Raw genomic sequence first — 17,659 nt, 5'->3', positions numbered from 1 at the left:
TAATTTAAAGAATATTACCTACCCTAAATTGAAATTTATGAAACAATCTAACTGTCCAAATCCTTGGGCAAAACCTCTGTTTTTTACAAGCAGATGGTCCCTTATTGGCTTTACCTGCCTTTCACTCTTAAGTTTTCCTAATACTATATTTGCGGAAGAATATGGAAACTCAATTTCTTATCAAGAAGAAATTGAAATTAATGGAAGAATCGTTAATAAGAATGGTAGCCCTGTTGCAGGAGTCTCTATTACTGTGAAAGGAAAGAGTATTAGTACATCCACAAATTCTACAGGAAATTTTACTTTAAAAGTACCTCGTAATAGTGTTTTAGTTATTACTTCAATGGGATATCAGCCTATTGAACATCTGGTATTAAATTCCAATCCCATAAACTTAACGCTTTCCGAATCCAATGAAGAGTTGGATGAAGTAGTGGTAATTGGTTATGGTACCCAAAGCCGTAAAGAAACTACTGGAAGTTTAACTTCCTTAAAAGGTGATGAAGTTGCCAATTTACCGGTGCAAAGTTTTGATGCCTCATTGGCAGGACGTTCATCCGGCGTTCAGGTAAATACTAGTGCGGGGGTATTAAATCAAGCCCCAGTTTTCAAAATCAGAGGTACAAATTCATTATCCTTAAGTACCTATCCTCTAGTTGTCATCGATGGAGTTCCTGCGTTCAATGATAACGATGATTCCGGACCAAGTTATGCAGCAGCTAACCCTCTTTCGGCAATTAATCCCGCTGATATCGAAAGTATCGATATCGCAAAAGATGCTGCCGCGACAAGTATTTATGGTTCTCGTGCAGCAAATGGTGTAGTTTTTATCACCACAAAAAAAGGAAAACGTGGAAATGCTAAAGTTAATTATGAAGGCTGGTTAGGATACACCACTGCAAACAGACTTCCAGAATTATTAAATGCTTCTCAATATGTGGAAATCAAAAATGAAGCTTTAATGAATGATGGTACCTACAATGAAAACACCAACTATTACGGATTGAGTAAGGATGCAAATGGTAATACCATTGACACTCGTTGGTACGATTATATCTATCAAACTGGAACCTCCCATAGCCATAACATCAATATTTCTGGTGCTACGGAAAAAACAACCTATTATGGCTCTGCTGCTTATACCGATCAACAAGGTATCTTCCAGAAAAATGGATTCAATAGAAAATCAGCAATGTTCAATATTGATAATACCACTACGGATTGGTTGAAATTAGGAGTTAAATTGAACTATGTGAATGAAAATAACTTGGCTGCTATGGCGACTGCATCTGGTGGTAGTGGTGGCTTTCAGTCTTCATCATCCTCTGGAGCAATGGCTCGTATTGCTTTGATTTCAGCCCCTATTATTGGCCCATATAATAATGATGGATCCTTTAATGTTACCTCCAATGGATTTTTAGGGTTGATGGATAATACCGGGCATTTAAATCAATCTCGTTTAGGATTTTATAACCCCGTAATTTCTTTATTGAATAATTATTCCAACAATACCGGTAATAATGTTCAGTCCAATGCCTATGTTCAGATTAAACCATTGAGCTGGATTACCTATAAATCAGTTTATGGTATCGATTATCGTAATGTTGATTATAATAATTATTCTTCTCCAATAACAGGAGAGGGCTTAGGTAGCAATGGCTCCGCGAGCAGTGTTAGCTCTAAACGTCAAAGATGGGTATGGACCAATACCTTGACTATGGACAAAAATTATGATAAGCACAGCTTTAACTTATTATTAGGACAGGAGCAGCAACGCACAACCGGATCAATGTTTGGATTGGAACGTACCGGACAAACAGATCCTTACTATTCGAATATTCAAGGAGGTTGGCAGAATGTCTTCGACTATAGGACGGACAATCAAGAAATAAATAATTACTTATTTTCTCTGTTCTCCCGATTCCAATATGATTATGAAAAGAAATATTTCTTTACCGCAAACCTAAGACAGGATGAATATTCAGCCTTAGGATTAAACAACAAGAAAGGTGTTTTCTGGGGAATATCTGGAGGATGGGATTTAGCGAAAGAATCATTCTGGTCTTCAAGCTCATTAGGACAAAAAATTAATGCTTTCAAATTGCGAAGCAGTTTTGGTAAGGTTGGAAATGTTGGTGGTTTAAGTGATTTCGGCGCCATCAATACGTATTCTGCTATTTTATATGGCGGCCAGCCAGGATTAACTTATTCGGTAACAGGCAACCCAGATTTAAAATGGGAAACAAGTAAGAAATTTGATGTAGGTGTTGATTTTGCTTTATTTAATTCTGCAATCACCGGTGAGATTGGCTATTACAAGAATTCCATTGATGGGTTAATCTTTGCAGTCCCTTTGCCTCCATCTGCAGGAGTTCCAAACGGTACCGCCAATAGTATCCTTCAAAACGTTGGAGAAATGTTTAATAGTGGTTTGGAATTCACTTTAAGCGGTGCTCCGATTAAAAAGGAAAATTTCGGCTGGAATAGCTCATTTAACTTGACAACAAACCATAATGAAGTTGTAACTCTTGCCAATGGCGTGCCGAGCATTATTTCTGGAACTTTAGATGGGATGACAATAACATTACCCGGCGAGTCAGCAGGTATGCTTTATGCCATCGAGACCGCGGTGTTGATCCAGAAACTGGCCGTCGAATTTTTATTGATGGTGATGGGAAGAAGGTGTTTTATCAACAGAGTATTACCGGAAAGAATGATGTGAAATATCAGTGGGAATATGAGGACGGAACACGTGCCAGAGCAATCACTCCTGCAGATGATGCCAAACCTTACAAACCAACTGCAGCAAAATTGTTTGGGGGTTGGTCAAATACCTTCAATTATAAAGGGGTTGATTTGACAGTTCTATTAACTTATCAATTGGGAGGATATATGATGAATGGAAACAGAGGCACCATGCGTGATTTACGTTTTTGGAATAACTCTGTTGACTTGATGCGCAGATGGCAAAATCCAGGAGATCAAACAGATATTCCTCGTGTTGTAAATAATGATAATGTTTCCAATGGTAATACCCTTCCTTTGACCCATAATATTTCTTCAACAGATTATTTACGCTTAAAGAATGTAATGCTTTCTTACACCCTTCCAAGTACAGTAGTAAGTAAAATGAAATTGAGCAACATTCGCGTTTATGTCAGTGGACAAAACTTAGCCCTATGGACAAAATATACAGGTTATGATCCAGATGTGACCACGAATGGAAATAATGCAATTAGACAAGGAGTGGACAAGAACCAGGCACCGAATGCGAGAACATTCACTTTTGGACTTAATGTTGGATTTTAATGGCAAACAATAATCTTAGAAAAATGAAATCAAGTAAATCGATTATATTATGTGCAACCGGATTAACATTATTGTTTAGCAGTTGCAAAAAAGAGGAATGGTTAAATCCTCAACCCAAAACACTGATCACAGATGTTACAGCATTTAGTACCCCAGAACGTATATTAAGCCAAGTAAATGGCCTATATGCAAGTATGAAAACCACCAGTTATTTAGGCAGTTGGTATACCATCATTTCTGACGTTCGTACAGGAGAATTCCACTGTAGCAATATGAATGCAGCAACTGGTTCTACCATGTATTCTATGTTGCCACAGACTACAACAACCGATGTTAATGATATCTGGGTGGCCTTATATGCATCCATTAATAAGATCAATGTTTTTCTCGACAATATGGATAATGGTGGAGATGCGGTTTTAGATGCCGCCGTAGCCAATAACTATCGCGCCGAAGCAAGACTCATACGTGGTATGACTTATTATTATCTATTGCAATTTTATGCTAGACCATATTGGGATGGGAATGGAAGCAAGCCTGGACTGCCATTGCGGCTTACAGGTAATACAGGTCCCGGTAATTATGACTTAGCAAGAAGTTCCGTTGCAGATACCTATAAGCAAGTATTGGCGGATTTAGATTTTGCAGAGCAGAATCTGCCAAGCAATTATTCATCAGCATTCCTAAACACAACAAGAGCTCATAAAAACTCCGCAATAGCTTTAAAAACACGTGTTTACCTGAGTATGCGTGACTATGCAAAAGTCGTAACAGAAGCTAATAAATTAGTTCCGGCAACAGCACCATTCATAGCAAGTTCAGGGGTCGGAAATAAATTGGAAGCGAATTTCGCAGACATCTTTAAATCCCCTTATTCGAGCAATGAGTCTATATTCTCTATGCCTTTTACAAACAATGATGCTCCTGGTTCTGCACTGTCTAGATATTATTTACCTGGAACGGGTGATGGAGGTACTGCGACCAGTAATGGAGCGGGAGAGTATTCTTTGAATAAAGTGGAAGGAATTTATTCCTCCCCATTATGGGTAGATTCTGATGCGAGAAAAAGCCTGACCAAAATAGGAACAAAAACGGGTAAGGCATGGTTAACAAAATTCAACCAAGCATCACCGTATATCGATTATGCCCCGGTAATTCGATACTCCGAAGTTTTATTGAACTTATCTGAGGCTTTAGCTAGAACAACTAATACAGTCGATGCTCGTTCATTGGCTTTTTTGAACGCTGTATACGGTCGATCCAATCAAGGCTCTTCTTTGAGTGCCTCATCCTTTGCCAATGTCAATGCTTATTTAAACAGAATCATAGAAGAGCGCAGAATTGAATTCGTCGGTGAGGGAATTCGTAATGGTGATATCATGCGTTTAGGATTAACCATTCCCGCAAAATCACAACATGCAATTGCTGCAGTTCCAACAGATGATCCCGCTTATATTTTGCCCATCCCTAGCAACGAACTGATATTGAACAATTTAATGGAAAACAATTAATAGGACTTATTCATGAATTATAAAAATTTAAAAACAATATGCTTCTTAGCATGCATGTTGATCCTTTCTACTGGTTGGGCGCAAAGTTTGGCGCCCAATATTCCACGAGGACCTCAATACAGTAAGAATAAAGCAACAGAAACCATAAAATTAGACAGCTCGGTTATTTCTTCAAATTCAGCCCTGATTCCTAAAGTTGTAGAAACAAAGCATGTAGCTAAGCTAAGATCAGGAAGTTTGGAGTACACTGCCCAATCAGGATATATCCAATTGAAAGATGAAGATGGAAATCCAAAAGGAAATGTATTCTTTATTGCTTATATCGCCAGCAATAAAAAAGATCGCCCCATTACTTTTGCATTTAATGGTGGTCCTGGATCAGCTTCCGTATGGGTAAATATGGGTTTTATGGGGCCTAAAAGGCCTACCTTAACCGAGGAGGGTGATGCAGTCTATCCGTATAGCTACGGAGATAATCCAGAGACATGGTTAGATAAAAGTGATTTGGTCTTTATTGATCCCATATCTACAGGATATAGCCGTGCTGTAAAGGGAGAGGATCCAAAGCAATTTCATGGTTTTGTGGAAGATGTTCAGTCAGTAGCGGACTTTATCCGTTTATATGTTACAAAAAATGAACGCTGGAATTCCAAGAAATATATCATGGGTGAAAGTTATGGTACCCCGAGAGCAGCAGGCCTAGTTCAATATTTACAGGACAGATATAGCATGTATTTTGATGGTGTCATTATGCTAAGTTCAATTTTGAATATGCAGACTGCCCGATTTGAAATTGGGAATGATTTACCGTATCATCTTTTTTTACCTACTTACACTGCAACCGCCTTCTATCATAAGCAATTGGATCCTAGTCTGCAAAATAATTTAAGGACAACCTTAGACGAGGTTGAAAATTTTGCCAATTCAGAATATATTCTGGCACTGAACAAGGGAACTGATCTGACAGAGCAAGAGTATGAACAGATTGCCACCAAATTAGCTCGTTATACAGGATTAAGTAAAGCCTATATAAAAGAAACTAATTTGAGAATCAATATCCATAAATTCTGTAAGGAATTAAGAAGAGACGAAGGTCTGACGGTTGGTCGCTTAGACAGTCGATCGATAGGTCGTGATTATGATGATGCATCAGATCGATTTGAATTTGATCCTGCGGGAAAGACAGCGGGAACATTTTCTTCCGCAATGAATCATTATATTAGGACGGAACTTAAATTTAAAAATGAATTACCATATGATTTCTCCGGCGCTGTTTCTCCTTGGAATTATAATAATGTTCAAAATAAATACTTGAATGCTTCAGAATTATTGAGACAGGCAATGGCAAAGAATCCAGACTTAAAGGTTTGGGTTATTGGTGGTTACTATGATTTAGCCACTCCTTATCATGCTGCTGAATATGTAATGAAGCACATGAATTTGAGACCGGAACAAAAGGAAAAAATTTCCTTTACTTATTATGAAGCCGGGCATATGGTTTATATGCCGAAAGATTGTATGGTACAATTAAATAAAGATGCTGATGATTTCTATAAAAAAAACTAACCAAAATTATTTGAAAGCAAGCCTTTTTATTGCTTTCTTGACAAGTAGTAGCCTAGGATTTGCTCAACAAGCCATTAACTATCAACTTCCACCAAAATCGATTGTGGATTTAGTGGATGCTCCACAGATTCCTGTTGAACAATTCAGCCCTGATGGGAAATATATGTTAGTATTGGATGTTCCAGGATTCCAGACCATCATTCAGGCATCTCAACCCGTTTTGGGTATAGCAGGGTTGAGGATCAACCCTGTGACAAATACTACAGTTGCTGAAAATTTAGGCACTTATAAAGGAATTAAGGTTCGAGACCTTAGCAAGAATTCTGATTTTAATATCAACGGTTTACCGCAGGATTTGCAGATTGCTGATGTTAAATGGTCTTCAAAGCCTGGGATATTTGCCTTCTTAAATAAGTCTTTGCAGGATACCGAACTATGGATTGCAGATTTGAATACAAAAACAGCCAAGAAAGTTCTTAGTAAAGTGAATGATACCTATGGCAGTACTTTTCAATGGAATGCTGATGGAACAGCCTTGTTGGCTCAACAGGTAATTTCAAACCGCGGCGATGTGCCCGTTCAGAATCCAGTTCCTACAGGTCCCGTAGTTCAGGAAAACCTTGGCGGTATCACTCCAAGTAGAACCTATCAGAATTTATTGGCAAATGCCTATGATGAAAGCTTAATGGAATATTACCTATCCTCTGATCTGGTTCAGGTTGACCTTCAAGGTAATGCAAAACCTATTGGAATAAAGGGTATATTTAAATCAGTATCCTATTCCCCAGATGGGAAATACATTTTAACAGAAAAGGTGGTAAAACCATATTCCTATTTGGTTCCCATTTATTTATTCCCAGTAGAGGTTGCAGTATATTCAGCATCTGGTTCAAAAGTTAAAGATATTTATACTGTTCCATTGGCAGATAACCTTCCTATCAGTTTTGATGCTGTCTTAGAGGGACCAAGAGATTTTGAATGGAGAAAAGATAAAGATGCTTCATTAATATATGTTCAAGCTTTTGATAAAGGAAATCCAAATACCAAATCTGAGATCAGAGATGAGCTTTTTGAATTGCATGCACCTTTTGATCTATCAGGTTCTACTAAAATTTATTCTGCTAACTATAGAGTAAGAGGCGTTCAATGGGGAGATGGAATCGCTATTGTTGCTGAAAATTGGCGTAAGGACAGATCTTCGAAATTAACCTTGTTAAATTCTAAAACCAATCAAGTCGCCAAGGTACTTTCTACTCGAAAATCAGAAGATACTTATACTGATCCAGGAACCTTTATCAAGAATGCAAAAGGTTTATTGTTAACCGATGGAAAAGGCTCTGTTTTTACCCAAGGTCTTGGCGCTTCCGCAGAAGGTGACCGACCATTTGTGATGAAATGGAATGTGGAAAATGGAAAACAGGATACCTTATATAAATCAAAAAGAGGATTCTACGAAGAACCAGTGTTTTTTAATAATACTGGGGTAGTGTATGTTTCTAGGGAATCTGCTAAAGATGCTCCTAATGTTTTCGCTATCAACCTCAAGAATAAGAAGGAGTCACAGATTACATCCTTTACAGATCCTTACCCAAGCATTGCTAATGTTCAAAAAACCTTATTATCCTATCCTCGAAAAGATGGCTTGACATTATCAGGGGTGTTGTATGTTCCTGAAGGTTTCAAAAAAGGAGATGCACCATTACCGGTATTGGTTTGGGCATATCCTCGTGAATTCAAGACGAAGGAAGCTGCAGGCCAAGTAAAGGGATCACCGAATCGATTTCCAAGATTAGCTTTTCGATCACCGGTATTTTGGGTTACTCAAGGATATGCGGTCATCGATCAAGCTGACATGCCAATTGTTGGAGAAGGAACATCAGAACCTAATGATACTTTTATCGAGCAGATTAAGGACAATGCAAGTGCATTGATTGATTATGTGGTTGATTTGGGGGTTGCTGATAGAAATAGAATTGGCGTTGGAGGACATTCTTATGGAGCATTTATGACAGCCAACCTATTGGCGCATACTGACTTGTTTGCCGCTGGTATCGCACGAAGTGGGGCATATAACAGAACCTTGACCCCCTTTGGTTTTCAAGGTGAAGCGAGAACTTATTGGGAAGCAAAAGATACCTACGACGCGATGTCTCCATTCACTTATGCACCACAGATCAAAAGACCTTTGCTAATGACTCATGGTATGGATGATGAAAATTCCGGTACTTTTCCCATCCAAAGTGAACGCCTCTATGCGGCTGTCAAAGGACATGGCGGTATCGTCAGATTGGTTCTACTACCTAAGGAATTCCATGGCTACAGAAGTAGAGAAGGGGTATTGCATACTTTTTGGGAGCAGCATCAATGGTTGGAAAAATATGTAAAAAATAAAAAATAAAATGATTAAAAACACCATAAAATCAGTTCTTGTTGCCCTTTTGATCGGTCAGTTCAATTATGGTACTGCCCAACAAGTAACAAGTCCTAAAGACCATTTTGGTTATAATATTGGGGATGACTATAAGCTTGCCAATTATAAGCAAATGGAAAGTTATTTCTTAAAGGTTGCTAAGGAATCCAACCGCGTTATTATCCAAAAAGCAGGTTTGACCGAAGAAGGAAGACAGCAATATTTAATGATTATATCTTCTCCTGATAACCTAAAGAATATAGAAAAATATAGGAAAATTTCTCAAACATTAGGACGTGCAGAAGGCATATCTGAGGATGAAGCGAAAGAATTGTCAACTCAGGGAAAACCTGTTGTCTGGATAGATGGGGGTATGCATTCCAATGAAATGGTTGGCTCGCATCAATTGGTTGAAACCTTTTATCAATTAACCAATAGAAATGATGCTGAAATCAATAATTATCTGGATAAAGTTGTTGTCCTGATGTGGCATGTCAATCCGGATGGTCAGGATTTGTTGGCGGATTGGTATATGCAATATGATGATGTAAAGAAAAGAAACATGTCCATTCCAACCTTATATCAGAAATATGTTGGTCATGACAATAATAGGGATTTCTTTATGTATAATATGAAGGAGGCTAGCAATCTGGCTAAAGTTGTCTATGTAGATTGGTTGCCCCAGATTATCTATAATCATCATCAGACTTCTCCTGATGGAACCATCGTTGCTGGACCTCCTTATAGAGATCCTTTCAATTATGTTTTCGATCCTTTATTAGTTACCGGAATTGATGGGGTAGGCTTTTCTATGATCAACAGACTTAATGAGGAAGACAAGCCTGGATATGTCAGGATGGACCAATCTGGATTTTCAACTTGGTGGAATGGCGGATTGAGGACAGCTCCATATTTCCATAATATGATAGGAATATTAACTGAAATTACGGGTAATCCAACTCCCTCAGAGATCCCTTTAGTTGCAGAAAGACAAATTCCTAGAAATGGTCTTCCATTCCCGGTTTCTCCTCAAAAATGGAATTTCAGAAAATCAATTGACTATTCCGTATCGATGAACTTTGCAATACTTGACTATGCAGCTAGAAACGGTGATAAACTGTTGTATAATTTCTATAAAATGGGTAAAAATTCTATTGATAGAGGTAATACAGATACATGGACAAAGTATCCAAAATATGCTGAATCAATAGAAAAGGCTTATGATGCTGATATTGCTTCAGGGAAAATCAAGAAAGAGGAAAACAATTCTTACTATCGCTCGAAGATAATCCCTAATAGCTATTTTGAGGCAATCTTCAATGATAAATCAAAACGCGATCCTCGGGCATATATCCTTTCAGCAGACCAGGCAGATTTTGGGACTGTAATCAAGTTTACAAATGCATTGATTAAATCTGGTGTGTATGTTTATCAAGCGACTTCAGAATTTGATTTAAATGGAAAAAAATATCCAAAGGGTTCTATAGTTGTTAAAACCAATCAGGCTTTTAGGCCACAAGTTTTAGATATGTTCGAGGCACAGGATCATCCGCATGATGTTGAATATGAAGGTGGCCCTCCCATTCGTCCATATGATGCTGCAGGCTGGACCTTAGCCATGCAAATGGGCGTTGATTATGATAAAGTGTATGATGATTTCAATGCTCCCCTAGAACAAAAAGAACATGGAGTTTTACTGAATCCATTGGCTAGGGAGGTTTCTAACTCTAAGGCTGGCTATTTAATCAATGGAAAGGCCAATGATGCATTTATAGCCGTAAACCAATTGCTTAAGTCCGGAGTAAAAGTATATCGAGATCTGGCCACTAAAGATTTCTATGTGGATGCAAAAGAAGGAAACAAACTAAAGGAATTTGGAAATCAGTTAGGTTTGCAGAGCCAGACAGTTTCTTCAAAACCTAAACAGTTAGAGCCTGTAGAATCTATGAAAATTGGATTATTTGATTATTATGGAGGTAGTATGCCTTCTGGATGGGTAAGGTGGATTCTTGAACAATATGGTTTTGACTGTAAACTGTTTTATCCTCAAGATATTGACAATAATTCTATTAAGAATTTTGATGTCCTATTATTTATTGGTCAAGGTATTCCTGCATTTGGTTCAAATAGTGGTGGTAGATCGGTTGACGAATCCATAGTACCAGAGCGTTATAAGCATATGTTAGGCGCTGTGTCAACTGAAAAATCATTGCCTATTCTCAAATCTTTTGTTGAGAATGGCGGGCAGATCTTAACTGTAGGATCTTCTTCAGATCTAGTATATCATTTTAATTTACCAGTAGAAAATCCATTAATGGAAACAGGGAAAGATGGTAAAAAGATCAAATTATCCAATGTAAAATATTATGTTCCTACTAGTATCCTCAAAGCAGAAGTCGACATCACGAAACCTGAAAACTATGGCCTACCTAAAGATCTAAATATTGTATTTAATAACAGTCCGGTATTTAAGTTCCAGAATTCTGATCAATTGTATTCGTTGGGGGCTATTACAACAGATAAATCCTTATTGAGTGGTTGGGCACATGGACAGCAGTATTTAAAAGATGTAAATATTGGTCTAGTGTCTAAAATTGGAAAAGGAAAACTAGTTGCTATTGGTCCTGAGATTACCAATCGGGCGCAAAGTCACGGTACATTTAAAATGTTGTTCAATCAGCTTTATAAATAATGAAAGGGAGCAAAAAGCTCCCTTTCTTTTATTTATTATAGTTCATTTCGATTTTCAGGAATCTACCCGTTTCGGAATTTTTCTGCTTAATTAAATCTTCTGGAGTACCCTGGAATAGAAGCTTACCACCATTTTTGCCTCCTTCAGGCCCCATGTCGATGACCCAATCAGCAGCTTTGATCACATCCAGATTATGTTCAATAATCAATACCGTATTACCGCGATCTACCAGTCGATTGATGACTCCCAATAATACATTGACATCTTCAAAATGTAATCCTGTAGTAGGTTCATCCAGTATATAAAAAGTTTTCCCAGTATCTTTTTTAGAGAGTTCTGTCGCCAGTTTTACCCTTTGAGCCTCCCCTCCAGATAGCGTTGTCGAAGATTGGCCTAAAGTAATATATCCTAACCCAACATCTTGAAGGGTTTTAATTTTTCTATAGATGGAAGGAATGTTTTCAAAGAATCCTACTGCCTCATCTATGCTCATGTCCAAAACATCAGAAATAGACTTTCCTCGATAGCGAACTTCTAATGTCTCTCGATTATAGCGCTTTCCGTTGCAGGTTTCACAGGGAACTTGAACATCAGGAAGAAAATTCATCTCAATAATTTTCATTCCTGCGCCCTGACAGGTCTCACATCTTCCTCCTTTTACATTGAATGAAAATCGCCCCGGTTTGTAACCTCGTATTTTTGATTCCGGTAACTGCACATATAATGCACGAATATCTGAAAATACACCAGTATAAGTAGAAGGATTTGATCTTGGGGTTCTTCCTATTGGAGATTGATCAATCTCAATAACCTTATCTATGTTTTCTAAACCTACAATTTTATCGTATGCTAGTGGTTTCGCTTTAGCCCTAAAGAAATGATGATTCAAAATAGGATAAAGGGTATTAGTGATCAAACTTGACTTCCCTGATCCTGATACACCTGTGACGAGTACCAATTCCCCTAAAGGTATGTCGATACTGACATTTTTTAAATTATGCCCTTTTGCACCTTTTAATGATAGCTTATGGCCATTCCCTTTTCTCCTTTCAGCAGGGACTTTTATTTCTCTTGTTCCGTTTAAGTAATCTGTTGTCAGGGTATTTTCCTTCATCAACTGTTTAGGGGTTCCCTGTGCAACCACCTTCCCGCCATGTAATCCTGCCGCTGGACCCATGTCAATAACATAGTCTGCATGTAGAATCATATCCTTGTCGTGTTCTACAACTAGGATTGAGTTACCGATATCTCTTAAGTTTTTAAGAGCATTGATAAGACGCTCATTATCGCGTTGATGTAAGCCGATACTAGGTTCATCTAGAATATATAGCACATTGACTAATTGTGAACCAATCTGCGTCGCCAAACGAATACGTTGTGCTTCACCTCCTGATAAACTTTTCGAACTACGGTTTAAGGTTAAGTAATTCAAACCTACGTCTAACAAAAATCCTATTCTGGTCTTGATTTCTTTAATAATCTCCGTTGCAATAATGTTTTGTCTTTCTGAAAGTTTGGTTTCAATCCCGTCGAACCATTCACTCAAGGCAACTATATCCATCTCTGCTAACTCTGAAATGTTTCTATCAGCTACTTTGATATGCAGAGATTCCTTTTTCAAACGTGCGCCATGACATTCAGGACAGATTACTTGGGTTCTAAATTCATCTAAGCCTTGTGTATCCTCACTGTATTTCGCACTCATTTCCTCAAGCATTTTAAAAATACCTGCAAATTGAACCTTATATTCCCTAGCTCCATATGAACCATAAGAAACAGTTAAGTTGATAGGCTCCTCTTCACCAAATAATAAATTGTCAATTAATTCTTCGGAAATCTTATCGACAGGAGTGGAGAGAGAGATGTCATATTTTTTAGCTACAGCTTTTAGAACTGCGAAATTCCAGGAATCTTTAACTGGACCTAATGGAACAATAGCACCTTTCTGGATACTTAAGCTACGATCAGGAATAACAATTTTTTTGTCTATTTCATAAATATAACCTAATCCATCGCATTTTGGACATGCCCCATATGGAGAGTTGAATGAAAATGTATTTGGTTGCGGTTCATCATAAGAAATTCCAGATTCGGCATCCATCAGATACCTACTGAAAAATTGTTCTTTATTTTCCTTGTTGGCAATCTTAATAATACCTTTAGAAGTTTTCAGTGCCTGACCTATCGAAGTAAAAAGCCTTTTGCGACTTTCTTTTTCAACTAGGATTCTGTCGACCACAATTTCAATATCATGGATCTTATATCTGTCAACCTGCATCTTTGCTACTAGGTCTAATATTTCACCATCAACTCGAACTTTCGTATATCCTTGCTTTCTGATTTGTTCAAATAGTTCCCGATAATGACCTTTTCTCCCTTTTACAACTGGAGCAAGGATGTATATTCCTTCATTATTGAATTCACCAAGAATTCTGTCTGTGATTTCATCATCAGACATACGTTCCATTTTTTTCCCGGTAACGTAGGAGTAGGCTTCACCAATTCTTGCGTAAAGCAATCTTAGAAAATCATAGATTTCAGTGATTGTTCCTACTGTCGACCTTGGGTTTTTGGAAGTTGTTTTTTGTTCAATAGAAATAACTGGGCTAAGACCGGAAATTTTATCCACATCTGGTCTCTCCATACCTCCTAAAAACTGACGGCTATATGCAGAAAAAGTTTCCATATAACGTCTTTGTCCTTCCGCATAAATAGTGTCGAAAGCCAAAGAGGACTTTCCACTCCCACTTAATCCGGTAATGACAACGAGTTGATTTCTTGGAAATGATACGTCTATATTTTTGAGGTTATGCACTCGAGCACCAAAAACTTCTACTTCGCTTTGATCTCCGAGGTCTACTGCTTTTTTTACGGCCATTAATCTATCCTTTTAGCAAAATGCAAAGTTACAGATTTTTAGGTAGAGATTTTTAAGAACCGAAAGGCTAATCTTCTATTAGGCAGGATTATTGAAAAGTATTACCTTTAATCAACAAAGCGCGACATTTTGAAGAAATTAGACGTAAATAAATCTGAACGAGAAACAATTGAGCAAGCTGTAGAGCATTGGGAGCGCGAGGGATTGCTAAGCACAGAGAAATCTGAAGAATTAAAGAACAACCTTGATGACAAAGGGTTTGAATGGGGAATGTTGGCTAGGTATGCCTTTTGGATAGCTTTGGCATCCTTGATTTTTTCAGTTGTATCTCTGTTTTCGGATGGTTACCTGTCGGATCTTGTGGAAAAATTTTATGAAACTCCAAATGTTATTTTCTGTTTGGGATTTGCTGGCCTGGCTGTATTGTTCTATATCCTGGGATTCAGGAATAAAGCCAAAAATCCCGATAAAAACTTTTCCAACGAAACCCTCATGTTGGCAGGTGCTTTTTCAACGGCAGCGAGCATTGGGTTTTTAGGCCAGGTTTTAGATCGAAATGAATACCACTTCACTTGGTTGTTTCTGATGTCTATCATAATATATGCCATTCTTTCCATCAAATTAACTTCAAAATTGCTTTGGGTATTCACATTAGTCGCATTAGGTATTTGGTTTGCTACGGAAACTGCTTTCCATAGCAACTGGGGCTTTAAGTTTTGGGGAATGAATTATCCACTAAGATTTACCATTTTTGGTTTGCTCCTGACCGCTTTCGCTATTTTTGTGCAGCCGAGAATTAAATCTATTCAGGTTTTTCAATCCACATCATTTGCTGTTGGACTCTTATATACCATGATTGCTTTATGGTTATTGTCCATTTTTGGAAATTACAGCGATTTTGATAAATGGTCAAGTGTTAGGCAATACGAAATCTTTTATTGGGGTTTATTAGGAGTTGGCTTGTCATTAGGGTTAGCAATTTATGGCATGAAAACCAAAAATCATGTAGCCCGAGATATAGGTTTCGTATTCTTTATTTTGAATCTCTACACTAGATTTGTTGAATATTTATGGGATAATATAAACCGAACCATATTCTTCCTTTTATTAGCGATATCCTTTTGGTTTGTTGGAAGATGGGCGGAAAGTATTTGGAAGAAAAAATAAATTAATATTTTATTCCATTCTCCTTGAGAAAATTTAATGCATGTTTTTCGTGTTCTATTAAAGGTCTCATCTCTAATGAAGAAAGGGAAGTGTCAACAGAAACATAAAATTTAGTCGAATCAGGAATAATTGCCTCAGCTAATATCTTGACTCTTTCCATATGGAATTCAGAGGTAATAATGATGAGCAGGTCCGGTTTTATTTCCTCGATCATTGATTTTGAAAGCGAAAAATCTTCCACAGTGTTTTTTGAAGCGATACCTGGTAGAAATCGGTTAGGATCAATGCCTTTAAGTTTTAGAAATTCTTGAGCATAGTAAAAATGTGGTTTATCGGTTTTATTGAAATGTTCTCCAACTCCACCGGTACACAGTATCTTGGAAGTTTCGTTTGATTCTGCCAAATCATAGGTTCGGTACAATCTATCAAATGCAAATGTTGAAAGATTGCCATTGTTATCATTCGGTGAACCAAGAACCATAATTATAGCTTTCATTTTTTATTTTTATTATTATTCAAATCTATAAAAAATGTCGACATTTTATATCTTAAAATGTATTTATTTTAATTCAACTGATATCAAATAGAAATAAAAAAGCCACCCAGAGGTGGCTTTTTTTGATGTTATTATCTTATAAATGGATTACTTCACCGTATGCATCGGCAACTGCTTCCATAATAGCTTCACTCATTGTAGGGTGAGGGTGTACTGATTTAATGATTTCGTGACCTGTTGACTCTAATTTACGAGCAACAACTACTTCAGCGATCATTTCAGTAACATTTGCACCAATTAAATGTGCTCCTAGGAATTCACCATATTTCGCGTCAAAAATAACTTTTACAAAGCCATCTTTAGCTCCAGCAGCCGAAGCTTTACCAGATGCTGAAAATGGGAATTTACCAACTTTGATTTCATAACCTGCATCCTTAGCAGCTTTTTCCGTAAAACCTACAGAAGCTACTTCAGGAGAACAATAGGTACATCCAGGAATGTTATTATAATCAATCGGATCTACGTGTAAGCCTTTGATTTTTTCAATACAGGTAATACCTTCAGCAGATGCTACGTGTGCAAGGGCTTGACCTTTAACGATATCTCCGATTGCATAAACGCCATCAATATTTGTTTTATAAAAATCATCAACTAAAACTCTGCCCTTATCCGTTTTTACTCCAACTTCTTCAAGACCTAAATTCTCAATGTTTGGCGTAATACCTACTGCAGAAAGTACAACCTCTGCTTCCAAGGTTTCTGTACCTTTCTCTGTTTTAATAGTAACTTTACAAAGGTCACCTTTCGTGTCAACAGATTGAACTTCAGATTTCGTAAGAATATTAATTCCAGCTTTCTTTAGTGATTTTTCTAATTGTTTTGAGATTTCTTCATCTTCAACAGGAACGATACGATCCATAAATTCTACGATCGTAACTTTGGTACCAATTGCATTATAGAAATAAGCAAATTCAACACCGATTGCACCTGATCCTACTACGACCATTGACTTAGGTTGTTTAGGAAGGTTCATTGCTTGACGGTATCCAATGATTTTTTTACCGTCTTGGGGTAGGTTAGGTAATTCTCTAGATCGTGCTCCTGTAGCTAAGATTGTATGTTTAGCAGTATATTCCTTTGTAGAGCCATCTGCAGCTTTGACTTCGATTTTACCACCTTTTTTAATTTTTGCAGTACCCATGATCACATCGATCTTGTTCTTTTTCATCAAGAACTGTATACCTTTACTCATGCCATCTGCTACACCACGACTTCTTTTCACAATAGCCTCAAAGTCGGCTTCTCCACCATTTACTTTGATACCATAATCGGCAGCATGATTTAAATATTCGAATACTTGTGCACTCTTTAAAAGTGCCTTGGTAGGAATACAGCCCCAGTTAAGACAGATTCCACCTAATGCGTCACGTTCGATAATGGCAGTTTTGAATCCTAATTGTGCAGCTCTGATTGCCGCAACGTATCCACCCGGACCACTACCGATAACAATAATGTCGTAATTCATAAATATTAATTGTCGTTATGTTTGCAAATACAATTCATCAAAAATACACATTTTTTATTTAGTCAGGTCATATCTTTTCCCCAAGAACGTCATTTTTATACCCTA

Annotated in this window: 10 protein-coding genes; 7 read left to right on the top strand and 3 right to left on the bottom strand. The window is 37.5% G+C overall.

Features of this window, described 5'->3' with window-relative positions:
* Positions 1–37 precede the first annotated feature (37 nt).
* Genes E0Y80_RS04500 through E0Y80_RS04475 form a run of 6 tightly spaced genes read left to right on the top strand, consistent with a single transcriptional unit; the run spans position 38 to position 11,488 of the window.
* A complete protein-coding gene (locus E0Y80_RS04500; protein ID WP_156306210.1) occupies positions 38–2,722 on the top strand; it encodes a SusC/RagA family TonB-linked outer membrane protein in 2,685 nt (894 codons plus the stop codon).
* Positions 2,719–3,309 (top strand): hypothetical protein, encoded by a 591-nt coding sequence (locus tag E0Y80_RS04495; protein WP_197091483.1) that lies wholly within the window; start codon positions 2,719–2,721, stop codon positions 3,307–3,309. The genes E0Y80_RS04500 and E0Y80_RS04495 overlap by 4 nt, the downstream gene beginning before the upstream one ends.
* 23 nt (positions 3,310–3,332) lie before the next feature.
* Positions 3,333–4,820, top strand: a complete 1,488-nt coding sequence (locus tag E0Y80_RS04490) for a RagB/SusD family nutrient uptake outer membrane protein (RefSeq protein WP_156306208.1) — start codon at positions 3,333–3,335, stop codon at positions 4,818–4,820.
* A gap of 12 nt (positions 4,821–4,832) precedes the next feature.
* Positions 4,833–6,386: a S10 family peptidase gene (locus E0Y80_RS04485; protein WP_156306207.1), complete on the top strand. Its 1,554-nt coding sequence runs from the start codon at positions 4,833–4,835 to the stop codon at positions 6,384–6,386.
* Entirely contained in the window at positions 6,364–8,784 is a 2,421-nt protein-coding gene (locus tag E0Y80_RS04480; RefSeq protein WP_156306206.1) for an alpha/beta hydrolase family protein, read from the top strand. The genes E0Y80_RS04485 and E0Y80_RS04480 overlap by 23 nt, the downstream gene beginning before the upstream one ends.
* Position 8,785: 1 nt before the next feature.
* The gene (locus E0Y80_RS04475) at positions 8,786–11,488 is read left to right on the top strand and encodes a M14 family metallopeptidase (protein WP_156306205.1); all 2,703 of its coding nucleotides are present in this window, start codon (positions 8,786–8,788) and stop codon (positions 11,486–11,488) included.
* A gap of 28 nt (positions 11,489–11,516) precedes the next feature.
* On the opposite strand, the gene uvrA is transcribed toward E0Y80_RS04475, so the two are convergent.
* A complete protein-coding gene (gene uvrA / locus E0Y80_RS04470) occupies positions 11,517–14,366 on the bottom strand; it encodes an excinuclease ABC subunit UvrA (RefSeq protein ID WP_156306204.1) in 2,850 nt (949 codons plus the stop codon).
* A gap of 129 nt (positions 14,367–14,495) precedes the next feature.
* On the opposite strand from uvrA, the gene E0Y80_RS04465 reads away from it, so the two are divergent.
* Complete coding sequence (locus tag E0Y80_RS04465; RefSeq protein ID WP_156306203.1) at positions 14,496–15,533, top strand: DUF2157 domain-containing protein; 1,038 nt, start codon at positions 14,496–14,498, stop codon at positions 15,531–15,533.
* Between the two features lies 1 nt (position 15,534).
* Here E0Y80_RS04465 and E0Y80_RS04460 read toward each other — a convergent pair whose 3' ends face one another.
* Together E0Y80_RS04460 and lpdA are read right to left on the bottom strand one after the other, a co-directional pair.
* Positions 15,535–16,029 (bottom strand): YdcF family protein, encoded by a 495-nt coding sequence (locus tag E0Y80_RS04460; RefSeq protein WP_156306202.1) that lies wholly within the window; start codon positions 16,027–16,029, stop codon positions 15,535–15,537.
* Positions 16,030–16,165: 136 nt separating this feature from the next.
* Positions 16,166–17,554, bottom strand: a complete 1,389-nt coding sequence (lpdA, locus tag E0Y80_RS04455; protein ID WP_156306201.1) for a dihydrolipoyl dehydrogenase — start codon at positions 17,552–17,554, stop codon at positions 16,166–16,168.
* Positions 17,555–17,659: the final 105 nt, after the last annotated feature.

This window comes from Sphingobacterium endophyticum, assembly GCF_009733535.1.
GTDB lineage: Bacteria > Bacteroidota > Bacteroidia > Sphingobacteriales > Sphingobacteriaceae > Sphingobacterium > Sphingobacterium endophyticum.
The sequence above is the reverse complement of the archived record's forward strand: the minus strand, read 5'-3'. Positions and strand labels throughout refer to the sequence as shown.